Origin of the sequence: Carnobacterium gallinarum DSM 4847, assembly GCF_000744375.1 — a bacterium.
GTDB lineage: Bacteria > Bacillota > Bacilli > Lactobacillales > Carnobacteriaceae > Carnobacterium > Carnobacterium gallinarum.
On sequence record NZ_JQLU01000005.1, the window covers coordinates 1,191,182 to 1,210,553 of the forward strand.

Here is a 19,372-nt window from a genome sequence, read left to right on the forward strand (position 1 = left end):
TTTTAAGGGAAACTTAGGAATTGAAATCCCCGATTTAAAGCAGTTCTTTAGCCAATAAACGATACGCATCTAAGCGTTTTTCCTGACTATGAGTGATACTAACAATCATCGCTTCTTGAAATCCATAATAAGTCGCTTCCTGTTCTAGCTGACGAGCGACCATTTTTTTTGTACCAACTAAATGAATTTTGCGATTTTCTTGAATCTTCATTTTATCTATTTCCGTAAGGCTGACATTTTGTGCTTCCTCAGGCGTTAAGAATTCAGGTCGTTGCCCTTTCATCATCCATAAACGTTGCAAATCTGCTGGACCCGCTTCAAATTCAGCTTCCTCTAAACTATCTGCAACAGTAACTAGATAAGCTACATTGATTTCGGGTTTTTCCATAAAATACGAAGGAACAAAGCGATCTTTATACAAATCTAAAACGTCCTTCGTCATCGAACCACTGAAGAACTGTGCAAATGAATAACCTAATCCCATCCGCGCTGCTTCCAAAGCGCTATCGCCACTAGAGCCTAATAACCAAGCCTCTGGTAATGCAACTTGAGCAGGAGCTGCAATCGTTGGTTGAAAAATTTCGTCAGCTGGAATCTTATCGTTAATTAAAGCTAACGTTGTCTCTAATTTTTCATAAAGTTTGCGAATATTTGGGCGCTTTGATTCAGCTAATGCATAAATCGCATTCATATCACCACCAGGAGCTCGACCTGCTCCAAAGTCAATACGACCAGGATTTAAAGCACTTAACGTTTTAAAAGTCTCTGCTAATTTTAAAGGCGAATAATGCATAATCATAGTTCCGCCAGTCCCTAAACGGATATTTTTCGTTAAAGAAGAAAGATAGGCAATCAGAATTTCTGGAGCAGAGCTGGCAAATGAATTAGCACCGTGGTGTTCTGCAAACCAGATTCGATAATAACCTAATTCATCAGCTAATAAAGCGAGTTCCTTTGCTTTTAATAAAGCGTCAACCGGGGTATTTCCTTTCGTAACAGGTGCTTGATCTAATACACTTAATCTCATAAGTAGCCTCCTAAGTAATCTTTGCTTATTTTAAATAAGTACAATCTTCATTATAAACTTTAATTTTAATTGATGCTACTTTACCGCTTGTTTCGGCATTTATTATTAGACAAATAGAATGATAAATAGTAGGATAAAATCAGTTATTGATAGTAAAGCTAGTCACTTTTAAAATTAGAAGGGAGTTTTTTAGATGTTCAGTCAAGATCAATCAATTTATACGTTTTTAACTTTTCCAGGAACTGCGGAAGCAGCACTTCATTTTTATACGTCATTATTTGAAGATTCAGAGATTTTAACGATAGGTTATTTTAAAGAAGGTCAGCCTGGTGAAGTTGGCAAAGTGATGAATGCTCAGTTTAATATAAAAGGTCAAGCCTTTATGGCAATGGATATGGAGAAAAAATTCTTAACTGATTTTAGTTGGGCTACTTCGATTTTTGTTCGTTGTGAAGATGAAGCTGAATTTGATCGATTGTTTGCTGCTTTTTCAAAAGGCGGATCAGTTATGATGGGTCCAGAACCAGTAAATGGTTTACGTAAAGTAGCATGGGTTACTGATTCATATGGAGTTACATGGCAATTAGTCTGGGAATAAAAAATAACGCTAAAATCATAACTTGTCAAAAAGTTATGGCTTCAGCGTTTTTTTATTACTGGATCAGTTTTATTTCGTAGCCATCTTTTTCTAACAAAGAGATCAGTCCTTCTTCCCTAATTAAATATAAAGCTCTTATTATAGATGTAAACGCTTAAATTCATCAACTAAATTTTAAAATACCATTGACAAATGCTACAAATAACTGTATATTTCTAACGTATAGTTAAAAAAATAATAAACTCAAATTAAATATAAACAGCAGTCAAAGTGCTTTTTCATTTCTAGCTAATTGTAGCCAAGGGGTGGAGTGGGCACTTTTTTGGTGCAAAAAAATAAGAAGGAGTGAGTGAATTGTCATTAGAATTTGATACAATTGCCGCCGTATCAACGCCACCAGGTGAAGGGGCAATCGGAATCGTGCGATTATCTGGCGATGATGCATTGAAGGTAGCCGATCAAGTTTATCAATCAGGCTCAAAATCACTAGCAACCGTACCTAGTCATACGATCCATTACGGACATATTTATGATCCAAAATCAACAGAAGTCATTGATGAAGTCATGGTTTCAGTGATGCGTAGTCCAAAAACATTTACCCGAGAAGATGTTGTGGAAATCAACTGTCATGGTGGGATTACATCGGTTAACCAAGTTCTACAAATCGTGCTACAGAATGGTGCTCGTCTAGCTGAGCCGGGTGAATTTACCAAACGTGCTTTTTTAAATGGTCGGATTGACTTATCTCAAGCCGAAGCAGTCATGGATTTGATTCGTGCGAAAACGGATAAAGCGATGTATCTAGCGCTACAGCAATTAGACGGGAATCTTTCAAGTTTGATTCGGAATTTGCGTTCAGAGATTCTAGACACGTTGGCGCAAGTTGAAGTCAATATTGATTATCCTGAATATGATGATGTTGAAACACTGACTGCCCAATTATTGGTAGAAAAAGCGTATCAAGTGAAGGCGAGTATCAATCAGCTTTTACAAACAGCTAGCCAAGGAAAGATTTTGCGAGAAGGTTTGGCAACAGCGATTATTGGTCGTCCAAATGTTGGTAAATCGAGCTTGTTGAACTTTTTATTACAAGAAGATAAAGCAATTGTGACGGAAATTGCCGGAACGACTCGGGATATTATTGAAGAGTATGTGAATGTTCGTGGTGTTCCATTGAAACTAGTTGATACAGCTGGAATCCGAGAAACAGAAGATATTGTTGAGAAGATTGGTGTCGAACGTAGCCGTCAAGCTTTAAGTGAAGCAGATTTAGTTTTGTTAGTCTTTAATCAAAACGAACCTCTAACAGATGAGGATAAATTATTGATTGAAGCGACTGATGAAAATCATCGGATTGTGATTTTGAATAAAGTAGATTTGCCAAATCAATTAGATTTAGTAGCGTTAGAATCTTTAGTTGATCCGGAAAGTATTGTGAAAACATCTATCTTAACGAAATCAGGCATTGATGTATTAGAAGAGAAGATTGCTGCATTATTCTTTACTGGTGGAGCAACAGGCGACCGCGATGCAACTTATGTATCAAATGTACGCCATATTGCGTTGCTTCATGATGCCGAAGCAGCTTTAGATGAGGTCATTAGCGGGATTGAAGCAGATATGCCCGTTGATTTAGTGCAAATTGACATGACCCGTTGTTGGGATTTATTAGGTGAAATTACTGGCGATAGCGTACAAGATGAGTTGCTAACTCAATTGTTTAGCCAATTCTGTTTAGGAAAATAGAGAACGTGATGAAAGGGATGGAAAGAATGGAACGATTTGAAGCAGGGACATTTGATGTTATCGTTGTTGGGGCAGGCCATGCAGGTTCAGAAGCAGCGCTAGCGAGCGCTCGAATGGGACAAAAAACGTTACTTTTAACAATTAACTTAGATATGGTTGCCTTTATGCCGTGTAATCCATCAGTTGGAGGACCAGCGAAAGGTGTCGTTGTCCGTGAGATTGATGCATTAGGCGGAGAAATGGGACGCAATATTGATAAGACTTATATTCAAATGCGGATGTTAAATACAGGTAAAGGCCCAGCAGTGCGCGCGTTACGTGCCCAAGCAGATAAATTTTTATATGCCAACGAAATGAAATTTACCATTGAAAAAGAAGACAATATCGTGTTACGTCAAGGAATTGCAGAAGATTTAATTATTGAAGATGGAATTTGCAAAGGGATTGTTACGAATACCGGTGCTGTTTATCGCAGTCAATCTGTTATTTTAACAGCAGGAACTTCCTCTCGCGGACAAATTATCATTGGAGAATTGAAGTATTCATCTGGTCCGAATAATTCACAACCTTCAATTAAACTATCTGAAAGTTTATTGCGGAATGGATTTGAACTAGCTCGTTTTAAAACAGGAACACCACCACGAGTGAAAGCTTCAACCATCGATTACAGCGTGACTGAGGAACAACCAGGAGATGAAGCGCCGAATCACTTTAGCTATGAAACGCCTGATAGCGCCTATGTGTTAAATCAACTTCCTTGCTGGTTAACGTATACAAATCAAAAAACCCACGACATTATCCAAGCGAATTTGCATCGTGCGCCGATGTTTACTGGGATTGTTGAAGGGGTAGGCGCTCGTTATTGCCCGTCAATTGAAGACAAAATTGTCCGTTTTAGCGACAAGCCACGTCATCAAATGTTCTTAGAGCCAGAAGGTCGTAATACGGAAGAAGTCTACGTTCAAGGACTTTCAACATCAATGCCAGAAGACGTTCAATTAGAAATGATTCGTTCAGTTGTTGGTTTAGAAAAAGCTGAAATGATGCGGACAGGTTATGCGATTGAATACGATGTAGTCGTACCTTATCAATTGCGTCCATCATTAGAAACCAAGCTTGTTGAGAATCTATTTACAGCTGGTCAAATGAATGGTACTTCTGGTTATGAAGAAGCGGCTGGTCAAGGACTAATGGCTGGAATTAATGCAGCTTTGAAAAATCAAGGCAGAGAACCGTTTATCATGAAGCGTAGTGAAGGATATATTGGGGTGATGATTGATGATTTAGTAACGAAGGGAACAATGGAACCTTACCGTTTGTTAACTTCTCGTGCTGAATATCGGTTATTGTTACGCCATGATAATGCTGATTTCCGCTTAACTGAAATTGGTCGTGAGATCGGCTTAGTGAGTGAAGAACGTTATGAAACATTCTTAGCGAAAAAAGCTGAAGTAGAGACAGAGATCAATCGTTTAATGAAAACACGCTTAAAACCAACTGCAGAATTACAAGCTTTCTTAGTTGATGTGAAAGGTGCCTCTCCATTGAAAGATGGGATTTTATCAGCTGATTTCTTACGTCGCCCAGAAATGAGCTATGCAGAAGTCGTGCAATTTGCTCCAGCAGAAAAGGAATTAGCGAAAGATGTGAAAGAGCAAGTTGAGATTCAAATTAAGTACGAAGGTTATATTCAAAAGGCGATTGAGAAAGTGGATAAAATGAAACGCATGGAGTCAAAACGGATTCCGGAGCGTATCGATTATCACGCAATTCACGGCTTAGCAACCGAAGCACGCCAAAAACTAACTAAAATCCAACCAGAAACAATTGCCCAAGCAAGTCGGATTAGCGGCGTAAATCCCGCCGATATTTCGATTTTGATGGTCTATATTGAACAAGGGAAGATTGCAAAAGTAGCTTTAGAAAGCGAGTAATAGCAAGGGCTATAATTGATTTAAATCAGCAGTAATAGATTTGAATGTCCTATTGAATGCCATTTTTTAAAGCCATATATCTTGCAAAAGCTTCAATCGTTTCGTTTACACTATCTCAAGGCACTTTCCAAATTTTGGAAAGTGCCTTTTTTTATTTAGCCGCGACTTTTTCGCACCTCGCAACCAATTAATCGTTAAAACGATTTCAATAGTGTGGCATTATTTATAGAGTGATAAATAATTAAACAAAAAATATGTTCTGCAATAATTATTTTATGTTAAAATTAATGATAATGGAAGTTATTCAATTTTGGCTTTGTCAGGATAATCAATTCACGAATAATAAAATACAGTTCAGAAGGGGGGCATATGATGAGTACTATTGAGGTTAATCCAGTTGCTGCACATAATCAGGCAACAAAAATCTGTCAAGCCAGTGATAAGTTAGCTATTTCAAACATAGTAACTTTTTCAAGGGGAACCACTATTTCAGGAAATGAATGTGCTAAAAGTACGTTTCAAAAGTTGAAACAAAATACATATCTAGCACAACAATTATTAAATCGGGATGTAGAGTCGATTCAAAGTGTGATGACAGCTTTTACTCGTACGGATGAACACATTAAAAAATTGCTAGATGAATCACTTTTGGGGTCATCGTTTAAAGGGGGAGCAGTTAATGGATTTAAATGAGATTCGGGCAAAGAGAAGACGTAATGAAGAAGCTCAGGATGATTTGTTCGTAAGTCGAAAAAAATTTGACTATCACACTGACGAAACGAGACAAGCGTATGTTCAAAATAAACTGTTAAAAGAAGACGTGTTAGAGTATTTTTACGGAGAACCAGAGCAATACTTATTTGAAGATGGATTAGAAGAGAATCGTCGAAACGAGTCCTTTTTTTTAGAAAGTAGTGAAGAAATTACAGAATATCTTTCAAAAGAAAAAATACGATTAACAGAAGAAAATGAAGCACTCCATGAACAAGAATTAAACGAGTTCAGAGAGGAGGATGCACATGGTAAAAATGGAGTTAAGTGAAATTCGTACACAAACAGCGGATATTAACTCTTACTGTCAATCTTTAAAAGAAGGCGCAAACCATTTACATTTTGCGACAGAAGGTTTAATTTTAGAATTAGGGATTGGTGGAACAGCGGGAAATTCAATTAAATCGTATTTGTCATCAATGTACCCAGCTTTAGCTAAAGCGATGCTGTTACATGCGCAGAGCATAGAAGAGGCTAATCAAGCCTATGTAGATGGCTATATCTCTTTATGTGGAGAAAAATCATTAGACTCAGAAGTTTTGGAGAAACAAATTGGAGACTATAATGCATCTATTCAAAGCTTAGCGACATCAAAAGAAAATCAGGAAAGTTGGTATCGTAGTCAAGATGTTGTGATGCAACAAGCGATTCAGGTTGATTATCGAGAAGTAATGAGCGGGCTAACTTCTTCTATTGCGACGAACGAAGTAGAGCGAGCTAAAATACAAGAAAAATTGGATAATCTGTTAGCATTTAATGGAAATTCTGCTTCGTATTTTAATTCTGTTTCTGAAAGTGCGAGTTTGATGGATGAGGGGCTGAAAATCCTTGGTGGAGACCCTTCCACAGGTGAAATCGGAGCGGGTTCATGGAATGGAGCAGGTTTTTCTTTGCCAGCAGGAGATTGGCGGACTCGAGTGAATGAGAAATGGAAGACACGGGATACACCTGAAAAAAGAAAAAAAGCGGTATTAGAAAATAGTATATCCGAGTTGGAATTACCAGAAGCGGCAAAAGACTATTACAAAGAAATTATGGAAGAAGCCTTAAAAAATGTACCGGTAGATCAATGGGAAGCAGCAGTTAAAGAATTAAATCAATTACTAATATTTGATGATGAAGGGAATATTTTGCGTGTCGTACCTGTTTATTTTGCCGGAGATGGTGTGATTATTCTTAAAAATGGTGTAAATGACCAAGAGCTAACAGTTCAAGCGAATCACGAATTTGATGCACAACGGTTTGCCCTACTAAAAGAAAACTTTCCACAATTGGTAGCAGGTGTTGTGGAGACCCTTTTAGGAGTTGGTATCACAGGTCTTGATTTAACAGGTACTTATTTTTCAGGAGGAACACTTGCATTAGTAGGAGTTAGTCAAGCGGGGGCAGTAGCCGGTACGACAATCACTGGTGTGGGTGCCGCAACTGTTGTAGATGCAATTAGTAAAATAGGCGTTTCGGCAGGATCTGTGAATTATAGTTTTGCGAAGAATTATGGTGATAGACAGAATACTTCTTATACTAACCAAATAAACAAGCAAATCAATTCTGGAAAAGCACCAAAAGGAGTAAAAAGAGCTGATAAAGGATTTAGCGATGTAGAAGATGCACAAGACCACATTCATTTTGATGATTCTAGATGGACTTTAAATAGAGATGGGACTTGGGGGCATAATTCTAGCGGACAGCCGCCTAAATTGACAAAAAAATTATTGAAATGGCTACAAGATATAGGTTGGAAATTACCATAAAGAAAAGGAGAAAAAATGGAAAATATAAATAAATTTATTAATGAATGGGAAAAAAGCTCCAAACAAATACATTCTGAACATATAGATTTTTTCATAGGTAAAGAGACATTCAATTATGAAGATTGTCTAGAAATTATGAAAATTATGAAAAAAGAATTGAGAAAAAGAGGGCTAGATACACTTAAAGTTATGATAAGAATCCAATGTGGGCAATCAAAAAAAGTACAAAATTGGGGGGAACTATTTTGGCAGTTAGTAGATGCTAACTTAACACCTCCAGAAATTTTTATTAGTAAGGAAGAATTTTTCGATTCTAGTGAGTTTAGACAATCAATCACGCGTCTAAATCAGGTAGACAATATTGAAAATTATAGTGTATTTTATCCTGTTGAAGATGGATTTATTAGATGTCTTGATGTAGTAGAAAAAGAGGTGAGGCATGGATAAAGTAGATGTTTTTTTAGAAGAAGCAGTAAAGAATAAGAGTAATTGGGTATACGTAGAAAATTTACTTTTTAAAGATAAATATACGTATGAGGAACTTGTTACATTGCTAGTTACATTTTCAAAAAAAGTTAAAGAAAATGTGTTAGTGAAATGTCAAATATTTTCTGAGAATGAGATCGCGTTTTCTAATTTGGATACGTTGTTAAGTTCTTTTGTAGATACGGAGTGGGATGAGCCTCGAATTGAATTTGCTGAAAATTTAGTTTGGTATCCACAAAATGACGAAAAAATCATAAAAATCACTAATTTGTCAGAATCATTGATTGCCGTTTATTGTGCTAAGCCTGACTATTGTTTAACTATCATGTCAAGAGAATTATATGAGAGTAGAGTCGTTTCGGAGGAGATACAATTATTATTGAGTACTATCTCTTATGGAGATATAAAATTAAAAGACGTAGAAAAAAGAATTGAAAATACGGGATTTAGGGAGAGTGTGGACTATTTAATTCAGTCAAAGTATATTTTTGCAGTTCATAAAAATTTGGTTGACGAAGTAGAATTTATTACAAATAGATCATTTATTGACTGGGAACAAGTAGAAAAATATAGTGTTGAATTTACAAAAAAAGGTAGAGAACATTATGCAAAGAATGAGCTAGGGATTGATGTAATGAAATTTATCCATAATAATTTTTGATATAGTGAAGAGTATTTTTTAATCAGATGGATTAATGTCAATAAAGTAGGCAGAAAATAAGAATACCTTTTTCATTCTTAGTTCCGTTTCTGAAAGTGCGAGTTCATGGAATGAAGCAGGGTTTAATATGCCAGCAGGAGATTGGCGGACTCGAGTGAATGAAAAATGGAAGACATGGGATACACCTGAAAAAAGAAAAAAAGCGGTGTTAGAAAATGGTATATCCGAGTTAGAATTACCAGAAGCGGCAAAAGACTATTATAAAGAAATTATGGAAGCAGCAGTTAAAGAATTAAATCAATTACCAATTTGAAGATAGTTTAACTACAATAGTTGATTCGACATCAGCACCTTATCCTGTTCCTCTTTATGGAAGAAATATGCCTGAAAAGGAAGCTTATAAAAATAGTGTAGATTACATTTTTCATGATGAAAATGAAGAACCAGCTGTATTGGAAAACTATGCTGACTGGGGTATTCAATCATGTATAGCTTAATGCTCGGAATAGTGGCTTTTTACCTAATATAATTTTTTATAGTCATTGATAATGAGTGGTTAGAAATTTCTTGGGATAATCTAAAATGTATCTATCAGAATATTGCTAAACTTACGTATAAAACTCAATATATCAAATAAAGTAAGACTTCAAAAGTATCGAATTAAATCAGAACAGCTTTTAGGTTGTCTTTTTACCGGTAAGTATCGGGTCAAAGACACCCTTTTTGTGCGCCAATTTATTTGACTATCCATGATATAATTAAGCTGAATAAAATCAAAGGATGAGGTGCTTTAATGAAATCGAATGAAAATGAAGATTCTTTAATTATTAAAAAAAAGAACCCTTTTTTGCCATTAGAAATAAAACCTACATTACCGTCAGAACTTGCTAGCCGTTTAGAACTTTATCCAGAAAATAAACGCCGGCCTATCAATAAAACCTTATTTAAAAATGATTATTTTCAATTGACCTATAATGTGAAAGAAGGTTCTATGACGATATCATCCCAGGGTGATATCGTGTATTCAGCGATTCCTTATGATACAGCTAGAAATTATATTCAACGTGCTGCGATTCAGTACTTGCTTCATCCAGAAGAGGTGCGACAATATATCGAATTGCATAAATCTAATTTAGAACAGTATCTTGTATTAAGTATTTTCCAAGTGACGAATAAACAGGTTGCTAAGGACTCATTTGAAGTCAGTCAAGCATATAATGCCATTTTTCAAAATCCGTTATTTGAGATTCAAATTTTAGGACGATTGATGCAACATGACGAAACGGGACCGCTTTCGGCTAATTTAGCAGGTAAGTTTTTGTTTAGCGAAAATACGAAAACAGGCATATCTGGATATCTTTCAGAATACCTCAACTTTGTCGTTCAGCTTACTAAATCTTTGCCAATAATAACTGATGGGAAAACGATCCAATTGTTAGAATCAGAACTACAAGGGGACTTGCGTAGCGATGCACAGTTAACTTTTGAATCAGATATTAATCTAGCTTTGACTTTATTCCCTAAAGAAGTCAAACAAAGTATCGAAAGTTCAATCGTCCTTGCGAACCAATCTCTAGCAACAACGAATAAGCCGCTTTTGCGCTCAGAATTCGGAAAAGAATTGTCAGACGTTCGGAAAAATTATGTTGCACATAGCGTGAATCCTGAAAAATTAGAACCTTATTTTGAAAATATTCTTCTAACAGAGAATCTGAATTTAGTAAATGTTGTTTCGGATATCCATGGAACTGGTGGAACCTTTCCCTTCATTAATAAAAACTTCAATGTGTTAGCTGGCGATATTTCCGATTCTCGTATAACAAATGAAGACATTAGTGGCATTTATGTGATTGGAAATCATGAATTAGTAGATGTGTTGCCAGATAGTCCTGACATAGAAGATGAACAGTGGGAAAAGTGGCGTCCATTTTTCACAAATAAATGGTTTAAAGAACTCGTACAAAATCCAGATGATTCTTGGTATTTGCTGCCTATTGGTGACCATAAGTATTATAAAATCGTAAAAATTGAAATTGAAAAACGATTTCCTAGAGTAAAAGTATTAAATAATAGCAGTGTGATTCATAATGGAATTCGCTATATAGGACTCACGATCCCTGTCGTACTAGTGAATAGGAAGAAAGAACAACAAAAATTTATTCTCAAGTCGTTAAAAAAACTGTTAAATGAAGAGTATGAGCTACCAACAGTGATTGTGACCCACGCGCCGCTATTTAATGAACTTAGTATGCTTTCACCAAAAAGTAAAGCGTACAATAAGGATTATGATTGTTCAGAATCCAAAATCGAAAAATTAGTTGCAGACTATAATATAATTGGAGCAATTCATGGTCACCATCATATACCGGCATCTTCAGGGCGATCCAAAGTTGTAAAATTTGCAGGAAAAGAATTATTTGTGGTTTGTTCAATTTATTCTAAGATGAATACAGGCTTTGAGCTGATGAGTCTACTAAATTCAAGTTTGTTAAATAATGAAAATAAAGGAATACGATAATCGTTATTTTCAAGCAATTGGTAAATATAATTTTATATTTTAATGAGCGAAGAGAAACGTTAACTTTTAGATGGTCACATTCAAAGGATAACTTTTATTATGAAGGATCTGTAGAAATTCCGATTCGGTGGAAATAAAAAAATAAGCACTCTATTGATTCCTATTTAATGGAATCAATAGAGTGCTTTAGATATTAGTTATAAATTAAATCATTTAAGTTCCAAGCAGATGCCCAGAAATAAAGAACTTTGTTGTTTGTAATTGTTGAGAATTTTCTCCAGTACCATCCTTGATCGTATGCTCCGATTCCGGTATCAGCAACGTTCCCATTGAATTGGAACCAATTTCCACTTCCTTTAGTTACAGCAGATGTTGGAATTCCATTGTCATACCAAGTGAATCCAGCAGGTGCTAGGTAGTTACTACGGTATTCCACACGATTGGTGTTTTTATCAATTAAGATAGCATCAATATTGTATGATCTTTTGGTAGCACGTATTAAACTGCTGTTTGCGCCTATAGTTGATTCAATCGGTTGTTCAATCGTTAAACTTTCTACGGGTACAGGTAGATTTTGTAAATCATCGCCACTTTCCTTTAAAAGACGAATTGCTTCTTCATTCGCTTTTTGACTTGGAGCGAAGTTTTCATAGCTTGGATTATAAGCTTCGGCATTTGCCTGTGTTGCTCCGCCAATTGCCAATCCAACAAGTAATAATAAAGAGAGACTCACTAGTTTTGTTAGTGTTTTCATTTTTTTATTCCTTCTTTCTTCTGTATCGATTTTTTGTTTATATATAAATTATAATACAATCATTATTTATTATCCAATCGAATAAATAATATTATCGAAGTTTTATTTTAAATGTATATATAATGTGAAAACTATGTATTTTATATCTTTTCAACTATATTTATAATAGTCATGTAAATAGAATGTGTGTAAATATAAGAATGATTACTAATTAAATTCTTAATTTATTTTAAACTATCCATCCTTTTATCGCCCTGATTAGCATAAATAAATCCATAACGGTTAGAGATTTCAGTAGTACTTGAAAATGTATTATCGGCATTGTGCTATATGTGAAAAGTAAAAGGTTCAATCTATGTGATATCTTTAAATAGCTAAAAAAATTTGTGATTGTATCTGGAATGTAGCATAATTTAAGTACAAGACTATTCTTACTAGGGGAGGAAAAGACGATGTATAAACAAGAAGATGATTTTATTATGAGACAAGTAAATCAGATGACTAGAGGACTTAGGGCAATATTGGGCAAAGATCGTAGCAAATTGGATATTGAAATTCATAAAAATGCTGAGGGAGCATTGCTACCAATTCACGATTTTCTACAACAATTACTAGATAAAGGTGAGATTCAACAAGCCGAAACCTTTTTGAAATCAATTCAAGAACAATTAACCAATGCTGAAAATGAAAAATTAGCAAAATGGCTTGAAAATGAGCTGTTTTTACGCAAATATAATTTATAAAAGTAATAGTTTATCCAAAACAATTAAGAATGGATACGTAAGCATCACTGAGAAATTAAAAAAAGCGATTGAACGTTATACAGAGTATGCTAATCATTCTCGAATAAAAAAAATTAGGCTGGCAAAGCCCCGTTCAATTTAGAAAGAAAATGAGTTTAACTGCGTAAAAAAAAACAGAGTAGAAAATCTACTCTGTAAAAAATCTAACTTTTGGGGGTCACTACAAAGTGATTGCCCCTTTTTATTTGTTTCTATCTATTTACTTTCTGTTGCCCCTTTTTCTAAATAGCTTAAATCATTTACTTCTCCAAGAGTAAATTCACCATCTTTATACGTGATAATCGACACACTAGCATTTTTCAACCCACCAGTTGGTAAAGTGAAGCCATCGAATAAAGTGTCAATTAAAGCACTAATACTTAAGCCGTGGGAAACTAATAAAACATTATGATCGCCACTTTTACTTTCTTTTTCAGCAATTTCAGTTAAACCTGCTTTAAGACGAGCCTCGATTGTTACATAATCTTCTGCTGGCCAGTTAACGCCATCTTCCACACGATCTTTATCTAAAGCGGCAACACTATTGGCAAAGTTCTTTGGTGAAACGCCTTCATTCGTCCATTCTTCTAATGTTTTTCCTTGGCTCTTAGCGATATCTGTCCACATTGTTTCATTTAAGTCACCTTCATAGCTACCAAAGTTAAATTCACGGAAACGTGGATCTGTTTTGATTTGTAATTTAGAAGAGTCTTTGTTCTCATCCAAAATCATTTGCGCAGTTTGAATTGCGCGCCCACTATCACTGCTATATGCTGAAGTGAAATTAATATCTTGCATTCCTTTTCCAGCATCAGTTACAACTTCTTCTCCTGCTGGTGTTAAGACGGCATCCGACCAACCTTGAACACGATCAGTTGTATTTAACATTGTTTTTCCGTGACGAACGATGTAAAAAGTCACCTGACCATTTTCTTTTTTCGCTGTTTCAGAACTTGTGTTTTTACTATCAGAACTATCTCCAGCTGAACTTGAGTTTCCACAACCAACCATTACCAACATTCCGCAAGCTACTACAGCTAGCTTTAACCATTTGTTTTTCATTTTTTAGTTATCTCCCTTTTTTTTATTTATCTTCACAGCTTTTTTGTCACTAACCAGAGCGTCCTCCACGAAAATCAGCTGTTGAAGGTTGTTCACCAATTAAATATAAGTAAAAAAATAACCTAGACCGATTTTAGACATAGAGATACCAAAAATAATACTCTCTATTATTCAAAATCCGTCTAGGTTTTGCCCAAAAATGGTAACAATCCTAAAATATATGACTTATTAATTTACTAAATAAAATTATAGCATGTATAGTAAGCGTTTGCAACGAACGTTTTTTATTTTTTTTAATTTTCTTATAAAAAGGATATAGTTAAAAAAAACTCCTGATTTTATATTAAAAAAATTATAAATCATCCGTTTTTGAATATATAATATACAAAACTGTATGTTTATTCAATATATACAGAAAATACACTATAAGCCCAAATTAGCGTGATTTTAAATTTCCTTGTGGAGCGAATTATTATGTGAGAAAATTGGGTTGATTCTAGATAATATTTAAGTTGTAAATTATATTTTGCTGCTGAAGCAGCAAGGTAAACATACATTTAGTTAATTTAAAAACGCATGATAAACTTATAGTTAGAGAGTTATATGCTTCTAGGTTCTTAAATGAAAGGATAAAGAGGAGTGATAGTTATTGAACAATATTTTAGGTAAGATTTCTTTAAGGAAATTACGGATTTTACAGCTGTTAATGTCAAATGAAAATTATTTTTCATTAATAGAAATAGGTTTTGTTGCAGGAGTTACTAAAAAAACAGTAAAAAAGACAATGGATATTTTAAAAGAAGATCTAGTTGTTTGGAAAGAGCAAGTTGATTTAATTTACAATGAAAGTCAAGGTTATCGTTTGGACATCAATCAAGACTTTTCACTGAATGAAATTAAATTAATGTATTTAAAAAATTCATTAGTTTACAATATATTAAAAGAAATTTTGGATGAGAAATTTATTGATATTACAACATTTTCAATAGAGAATTTTATGAGTTATACAGCTGTTCACAATAAGTTTAGTGATATTAAAACAATTTTAAAGGGCTTTGATTTAGAATTGGCTTCAAATCCTAGCACAAAATTAATTGGTGAAGAGAAACAGATTCGTTATTTTAGTTATTTATTTTTTCTACATTCTAATTACAGTGTGGATTGGCCTTTTCAACAAGTAGCGAAGGAAGATATGAACGAAGTAATCAAGGAACTAGAGAAAAAGCGCGATTTAGATTTATCTGAAAAAGAGTCTCTAAGATTTTGGCTAGCTACATCTGTGATTAGAATTCAAAAAGGCTATCATATTTCAGCTAAAGCAACGACACGACCAGTATTTATTGATGAAGATAGTGTAGGTTTATTTGAAAAAAAATTAGCTGATTTTTTCTTAAAGTATGTAGACTTACTGCCAACAGAATTACAAAATGAAATTTATTTCATATACGAAGTCTTTTTTAGCTTTGACTATCACGATCAAAACGATGTTACGGTAAACAGTATTTTTATTAAGATGCCTCGTTATCAAGCGTTGGATTATGTTGAAATTACTTCCTTTTGGTTAGATACATATTTAGGCTATTTTAAGCAAGAATTAAATATTAGTAACTATTCAATCTTATACGCTAACCTACTTCATATCCATTACCGTATGACATTTCTAAAAAGTGGATATCCAGCACTATTATCTTTAGCTAATGAAGAAGTGGTGAGTATGAAAATGAGCAGTTTTATTGGGGATATGGAAGATTTTTATCAAGAGCTAGAAAAAAATACGAAATTTGGCTATTTTTTTGAAAATCAAAATAAAGAGATCCTTTTTCCTGAATATTGCTTGATTTTACGAAACTTAAATGAAACCCTCCATAAGAAAACGTTGAATATTTTTATGTATTCGGTTTCTGGTAAGAAGAATAGTAACTATTTAAAAGATAAAGTGAATCGTTACTATAGAGGACCTATTCATTTTGTGAAGAAACTAACTAAAGAAGTTGATTTAATAATAACGGACTGTTTTTTTGAAGAGATGACATGGTATTCTTGTGAAAAATTCATTTGGAATGTTTACCCAACAGCAAGAGATTTGAGTAAATTAGAACTTGTTTTAGAAAACTTATAAATTTTCTGAAATGTGACAAGATAAGGGGATATTTCACAAAAAAAGATTCTTTATTGGGAAATTCTATGTGTTGCAATGAAAAAAGAAAAATGTGAAGATAGACACGTAGAAGTTGAAGGGTGTAAAAAAGGTTGTTTTTTAGATGACTAAGTTTGAATATATATCTTATGATGCTAGAAATATTACAATTGTTATTTTTTGTTCTGAATCCATTTTCCCTTATTGTTCTTACATTACTTAGTAGTTATTTAGAAAAATTCAAATAATTTTAGGGGGATTTAAATTGGATAAGAATCAATCAGAGCCAATAAAAAAGACTAGAAAAAAACGAACGAGACCTTCACAAGCACAAAAAGACGAAACAATAGTAAGACCGAAAAAGAAGAGGCCTCAAAGTAGAGCGAATTCCTCTGAAAAAAGGAAATCGTCTACTAAAAAAAGCTCAACAACAGATAAAACTTCAACAACAGTTAAAAAAAACCAGAAAACTTCTAAAAATACTTCTTCTACTAATACTAAAAAGCGAAAAGTTGTGAGGGACGGAGAAATACAAAGAAAAAATCCGAATAGACCCAAACCCAAGCAATCAACTCGTAAAAAAGATTCAACAGTACGTAGCAACAAAAAGAAAGTACAGACTAAGTCGATACCAATTGAAGCACCTAGTAAAAAAAGTCAGATTATTGGAACGATTTGGAATGTTATTTTCTTTACATTCATCTTTTTCATGTTGGGCGGCGCAACGTTATTCGCTGTCAGTAATCAACAAAATAAATCCTTTTTTGGTTATCGAATTTACAATGTTTTAACGAATTCAATGAAAAAAACTCAAGAAAATCAAAAAGGCAATTTTGTTGCGGGAGATATGATTGTTGTCAAAGTAACACCAGCCAGCGGAATCAAAGTGAATGATATTATTACATTTGTTCCTGGAAAAAATGCAGATGCTTACTTAACTCATAGAGTTGTTGAGAAAAAAGAAGTTGCAAAACAGGGGACGACAGATGGAGAAAAGGTCATCCAATTGATTACCCGAGGAGATGCGAACAACAGCAATGATCCACCTATTACGGGAGATTTAGTTATTGGTAAAGTTCAATTTGCTTTGCCATTTATGGGAAGCTTAATGTCTTATATCCGTGAAAATGTAGTACCCGTTTTAATTTTTGTTGTAGCCTTTTTCTTACTGATTTTAGTACTACAGCAATATTTCACAAGTACAAAAGAAACACCTTAATTCAGGTAATTTCATTTGTTTAGGAAATCCTATTCAAATGTTGTTATAAATATAAAATTTTTTTAGGAGGAAAATGTATGAATATCAAAAAAAATAAAAAATTTGTTATGGGAGCATCATTAGCTTTAACAGCTATCATGCTAATGGTTGCTACTTATGCTTGGTTTACAGCTCACGATGAGGCAGTCAATCACTTTGAAACGGGAGCAATGCCAGATGGCTCTGTAAAAGTATGGGAGGTCTTTGAAGAACCTAAAGATTGGAAACCAGGACAAGAAGTAGAGAAAAAAGTTGGGGTTATTAACAACAATGAAAATGAAGTATTTGTACGTTTAACATTTGGTGAAAAATTACAAAAAATGCTAGCTAACACAACAGGTGATAACTTAGAACAAGCTAAAACACCTACAAAATTATCAGGAGCAACAGACGTGGCTGTGCCATCAACTGATTTTTCAAAATTAGCAGCATATAAAACTTTAGCAACTTCTGATATCAATTTGGATGCAGCTACTCCACTACCAGCAGACGTAGAAATGTATGTTAAAAAAGACGTTGTGAGCAGCACACCTGCTAAAACAGTTTATACTTTTGCATTTATGGGTAAAGACGGAGCTTCATTAAACAAAGTAACAGCAGAAGTAGCATTAAATGAAGCAACATTAACAGCATCAATTAGTGATGTTAACTATTACTACTTTACACAATCTACAGCAACTGAATTAGTGTGGTCTGATGTGAAACCAGCAAGTAACTTAACTGGACAATCTCAATTAGATTCTCTAATCAAATTAAGCTATGATTCAATTGACAACACTACAATTACAAACAACACATGGTTCTATAATGAAAACGATGGCTATTTCTACTACATCGGAACAATTTCTTCTGGAGAAATTACTCCTTTCTTACTAAGCAGTGTCACATTAGATCCAAGTGCAGGAAACACATATCAATTAATGAAATTTGATTTAACAGTTAAAGCTGATGCAATTCAAGCAACTAAAGCAGCAGTTGGTACTGGTGGAGCTTGGCCAACACTAACTCCAGCATTACAAACAGCTTTATCTAATCTTGCTTCAGAATAAGACTCCATAATCCTATTCCCAGTAAAGTCAGTAAGGAGGGAAGAATTTGAGTCAAATCAAAACTTTAACGCTAAGTTTAATAATGATAGTGTTGCTGTCGATAGGGTATACAACAATAGATGCTTCAGCAGCAACTTCATTTCCTGATGGATTTTTAATAGGTGACGATAACGGTCTTAAAGTGACAAAAGATGGAGATTATTTTTTCAACCTGACAGGATTACAACCAGGGGATACGATTACACGGAATTTAGTTATTCAAAATAATCGAAAAAATGATGCTTTTAATTTAAAAATGATTATTGAGCCTAGATCACGTTCAGGAAAAATAGATCTTGTAAAAGAGATGAAGATGATAATTACAATAGATGGAAACGAGCTTTATAATGGGACGTTGGCTAGTGATACAAACGGAAATCAAGTTTCATCAAGAGAGCTTGATTTAGGAAGTTTTGCTGCAAATTCTAAAACGAATATGCAGATTCAATTAAATTTATCTAGTAACATTTCGTATAAAGATTTTTACTCAGGTAAAAGTACAGCAGATGTTGTTTGGACATTTGCTGCAAATGCTGAAAAGTCAGCTATAAAGCCTCCTGGAAAAGAAGATCCTGACGGTGAATTACCTCCTACATCAAAACCAGGAAACGGGATTACTTCGTTATTGCCACAAACTGGTGATAGTCTTCCGATTTTTTTATATAAATTAAGCGGAATCCTGTTAGTGATTACAGCCTTACTTTATCTTTACTTAAAAAGAAAAGAACAAAAAATTAAAAATTAAAAAAGACTATTGTTGCTAGAATTCGTTCTAGCAACAATAGTTCGTTAATATTAG

At 34.2% G+C, this 19,372-nt stretch carries 18 protein-coding genes; 15 read left to right on the forward strand and 3 right to left on the reverse strand.

The features are described from left to right. Positions 1-34: 34 nt before the first annotated feature. Positions 35-1,027, reverse strand: a complete 993-nt coding sequence (locus BR43_RS10375) for an MsnO8 family LLM class oxidoreductase (RefSeq protein WP_034561791.1) — start codon at positions 1,025-1,027, stop codon at positions 35-37. 193 nt (positions 1,028-1,220) lie between these two features. Here BR43_RS10375 and BR43_RS10380 point away from each other — a divergent pair, with 193 nt between their 5' ends. The 10 genes from BR43_RS10380 (at position 1,221) to BR43_RS10425 (ending at position 11,492) form a co-directional block, all read left to right on the forward strand. Next, positions 1,221-1,625 (forward strand): VOC family protein, encoded by a 405-nt coding sequence (locus tag BR43_RS10380; RefSeq protein ID WP_034561794.1) that lies wholly within the window; start codon positions 1,221-1,223, stop codon positions 1,623-1,625. Positions 1,626-1,970: 345 nt separating this feature from the next. Beyond that, entirely contained in the window at positions 1,971-3,371 is a 1,401-nt protein-coding gene (mnmE, locus tag BR43_RS10385) for a tRNA uridine-5-carboxymethylaminomethyl(34) synthesis GTPase MnmE (RefSeq protein WP_034561796.1), read from the forward strand. A 26-nt stretch (positions 3,372-3,397) separates the two neighbouring features. Further along, a complete protein-coding gene (gene mnmG, locus BR43_RS10390) occupies positions 3,398-5,305 on the forward strand; it encodes a tRNA uridine-5-carboxymethylaminomethyl(34) synthesis enzyme MnmG (protein ID WP_034561798.1) in 1,908 nt (635 codons plus the stop codon). A 372-nt stretch (positions 5,306-5,677) separates the two neighbouring features. Then, positions 5,678-5,998: a TIGR04197 family type VII secretion effector gene (locus tag BR43_RS10395; protein ID WP_034561800.1), complete on the forward strand. Its 321-nt coding sequence runs from the start codon at positions 5,678-5,680 to the stop codon at positions 5,996-5,998. Then, positions 5,985-6,347 carry a hypothetical protein gene (locus tag BR43_RS10400; RefSeq protein ID WP_034561802.1) on the forward strand — a complete coding sequence of 121 codons (363 nt, stop codon included), beginning with the start codon at positions 5,985-5,987 and terminating at the stop codon, positions 6,345-6,347. The genes BR43_RS10395 and BR43_RS10400 overlap by 14 nt, the downstream gene beginning before the upstream one ends. Beyond that, positions 6,325-7,827, forward strand: a complete 1,503-nt coding sequence (locus BR43_RS10405; RefSeq protein WP_034561804.1) for a hypothetical protein — start codon at positions 6,325-6,327, stop codon at positions 7,825-7,827. The genes BR43_RS10400 and BR43_RS10405 overlap by 23 nt, the downstream gene beginning before the upstream one ends. A gap of 15 nt (positions 7,828-7,842) precedes the next feature. Beyond that, entirely contained in the window at positions 7,843-8,274 is a 432-nt protein-coding gene (locus BR43_RS10410) for a hypothetical protein (RefSeq protein WP_034561806.1), read from the forward strand. Further along, a complete protein-coding gene (locus BR43_RS10415; RefSeq protein WP_034561807.1) occupies positions 8,267-8,974 on the forward strand; it encodes a hypothetical protein in 708 nt (235 codons plus the stop codon). The genes BR43_RS10410 and BR43_RS10415 overlap by 8 nt, the downstream gene beginning before the upstream one ends. Positions 8,975-9,101: 127 nt before the next feature. After that, entirely contained in the window at positions 9,102-9,287 is a 186-nt protein-coding gene (locus BR43_RS10420) for a hypothetical protein (RefSeq protein ID WP_034561809.1), read from the forward strand. A 480-nt stretch (positions 9,288-9,767) separates the two neighbouring features. Further along, positions 9,768-11,492 (forward strand): metallophosphoesterase, encoded by a 1,725-nt coding sequence (locus BR43_RS10425; RefSeq protein ID WP_034561811.1) that lies wholly within the window; start codon positions 9,768-9,770, stop codon positions 11,490-11,492. A 193-nt stretch (positions 11,493-11,685) separates the two neighbouring features. Here the strand turns inward: BR43_RS10425 and BR43_RS10430 are convergent, their stop codons facing one another. After that, complete coding sequence (locus BR43_RS10430) at positions 11,686-12,246, reverse strand: hypothetical protein (RefSeq protein ID WP_034561813.1); 561 nt, start codon at positions 12,244-12,246, stop codon at positions 11,686-11,688. Positions 12,247-12,698: 452 nt separating this feature from the next. On the opposite strand from BR43_RS10430, the gene BR43_RS10435 reads away from it, so the two are divergent. Continuing rightward, positions 12,699-12,989, forward strand: coding sequence for a DUF6483 family protein (locus tag BR43_RS10435; protein WP_034561815.1), 291 nt, complete (start codon positions 12,699-12,701; stop codon positions 12,987-12,989). Between the two features lie 255 nt (positions 12,990-13,244). Here the strand turns inward: BR43_RS10435 and BR43_RS10440 are convergent, their stop codons facing one another. Next, a complete protein-coding gene (locus tag BR43_RS10440; RefSeq protein WP_034561818.1) occupies positions 13,245-14,090 on the reverse strand; it encodes a histidine phosphatase family protein in 846 nt (281 codons plus the stop codon). A 649-nt stretch (positions 14,091-14,739) separates the two neighbouring features. On the opposite strand from BR43_RS10440, the gene BR43_RS10445 reads away from it, so the two are divergent. The 4 genes from BR43_RS10445 to BR43_RS10460 all read left to right on the forward strand — a co-directional run bounded on the left by BR43_RS10445 (position 14,740) and on the right by BR43_RS10460 (position 19,318). Then, positions 14,740-16,209 (forward strand): AcpB/EbpR/MafR family transcriptional regulator, encoded by a 1,470-nt coding sequence (locus BR43_RS10445; RefSeq protein ID WP_034561820.1) that lies wholly within the window; start codon positions 14,740-14,742, stop codon positions 16,207-16,209. A gap of 283 nt (positions 16,210-16,492) precedes the next feature. Beyond that, positions 16,493-17,446 (forward strand): signal peptidase I, encoded by a 954-nt coding sequence (locus tag BR43_RS19150; protein ID WP_051933911.1) that lies wholly within the window; start codon positions 16,493-16,495, stop codon positions 17,444-17,446. 77 nt (positions 17,447-17,523) lie between these two features. After that, positions 17,524-18,534, forward strand: coding sequence for a hypothetical protein (locus BR43_RS10455; RefSeq protein WP_034561822.1), 1,011 nt, complete (start codon positions 17,524-17,526; stop codon positions 18,532-18,534). Between the two features lie 46 nt (positions 18,535-18,580). Continuing rightward, positions 18,581-19,318 carry an LPXTG cell wall anchor domain-containing protein gene (locus BR43_RS10460; protein WP_034561825.1) on the forward strand — a complete coding sequence of 246 codons (738 nt, stop codon included), beginning with the start codon at positions 18,581-18,583 and terminating at the stop codon, positions 19,316-19,318. Positions 19,319-19,372 lie beyond the last annotated feature (54 nt).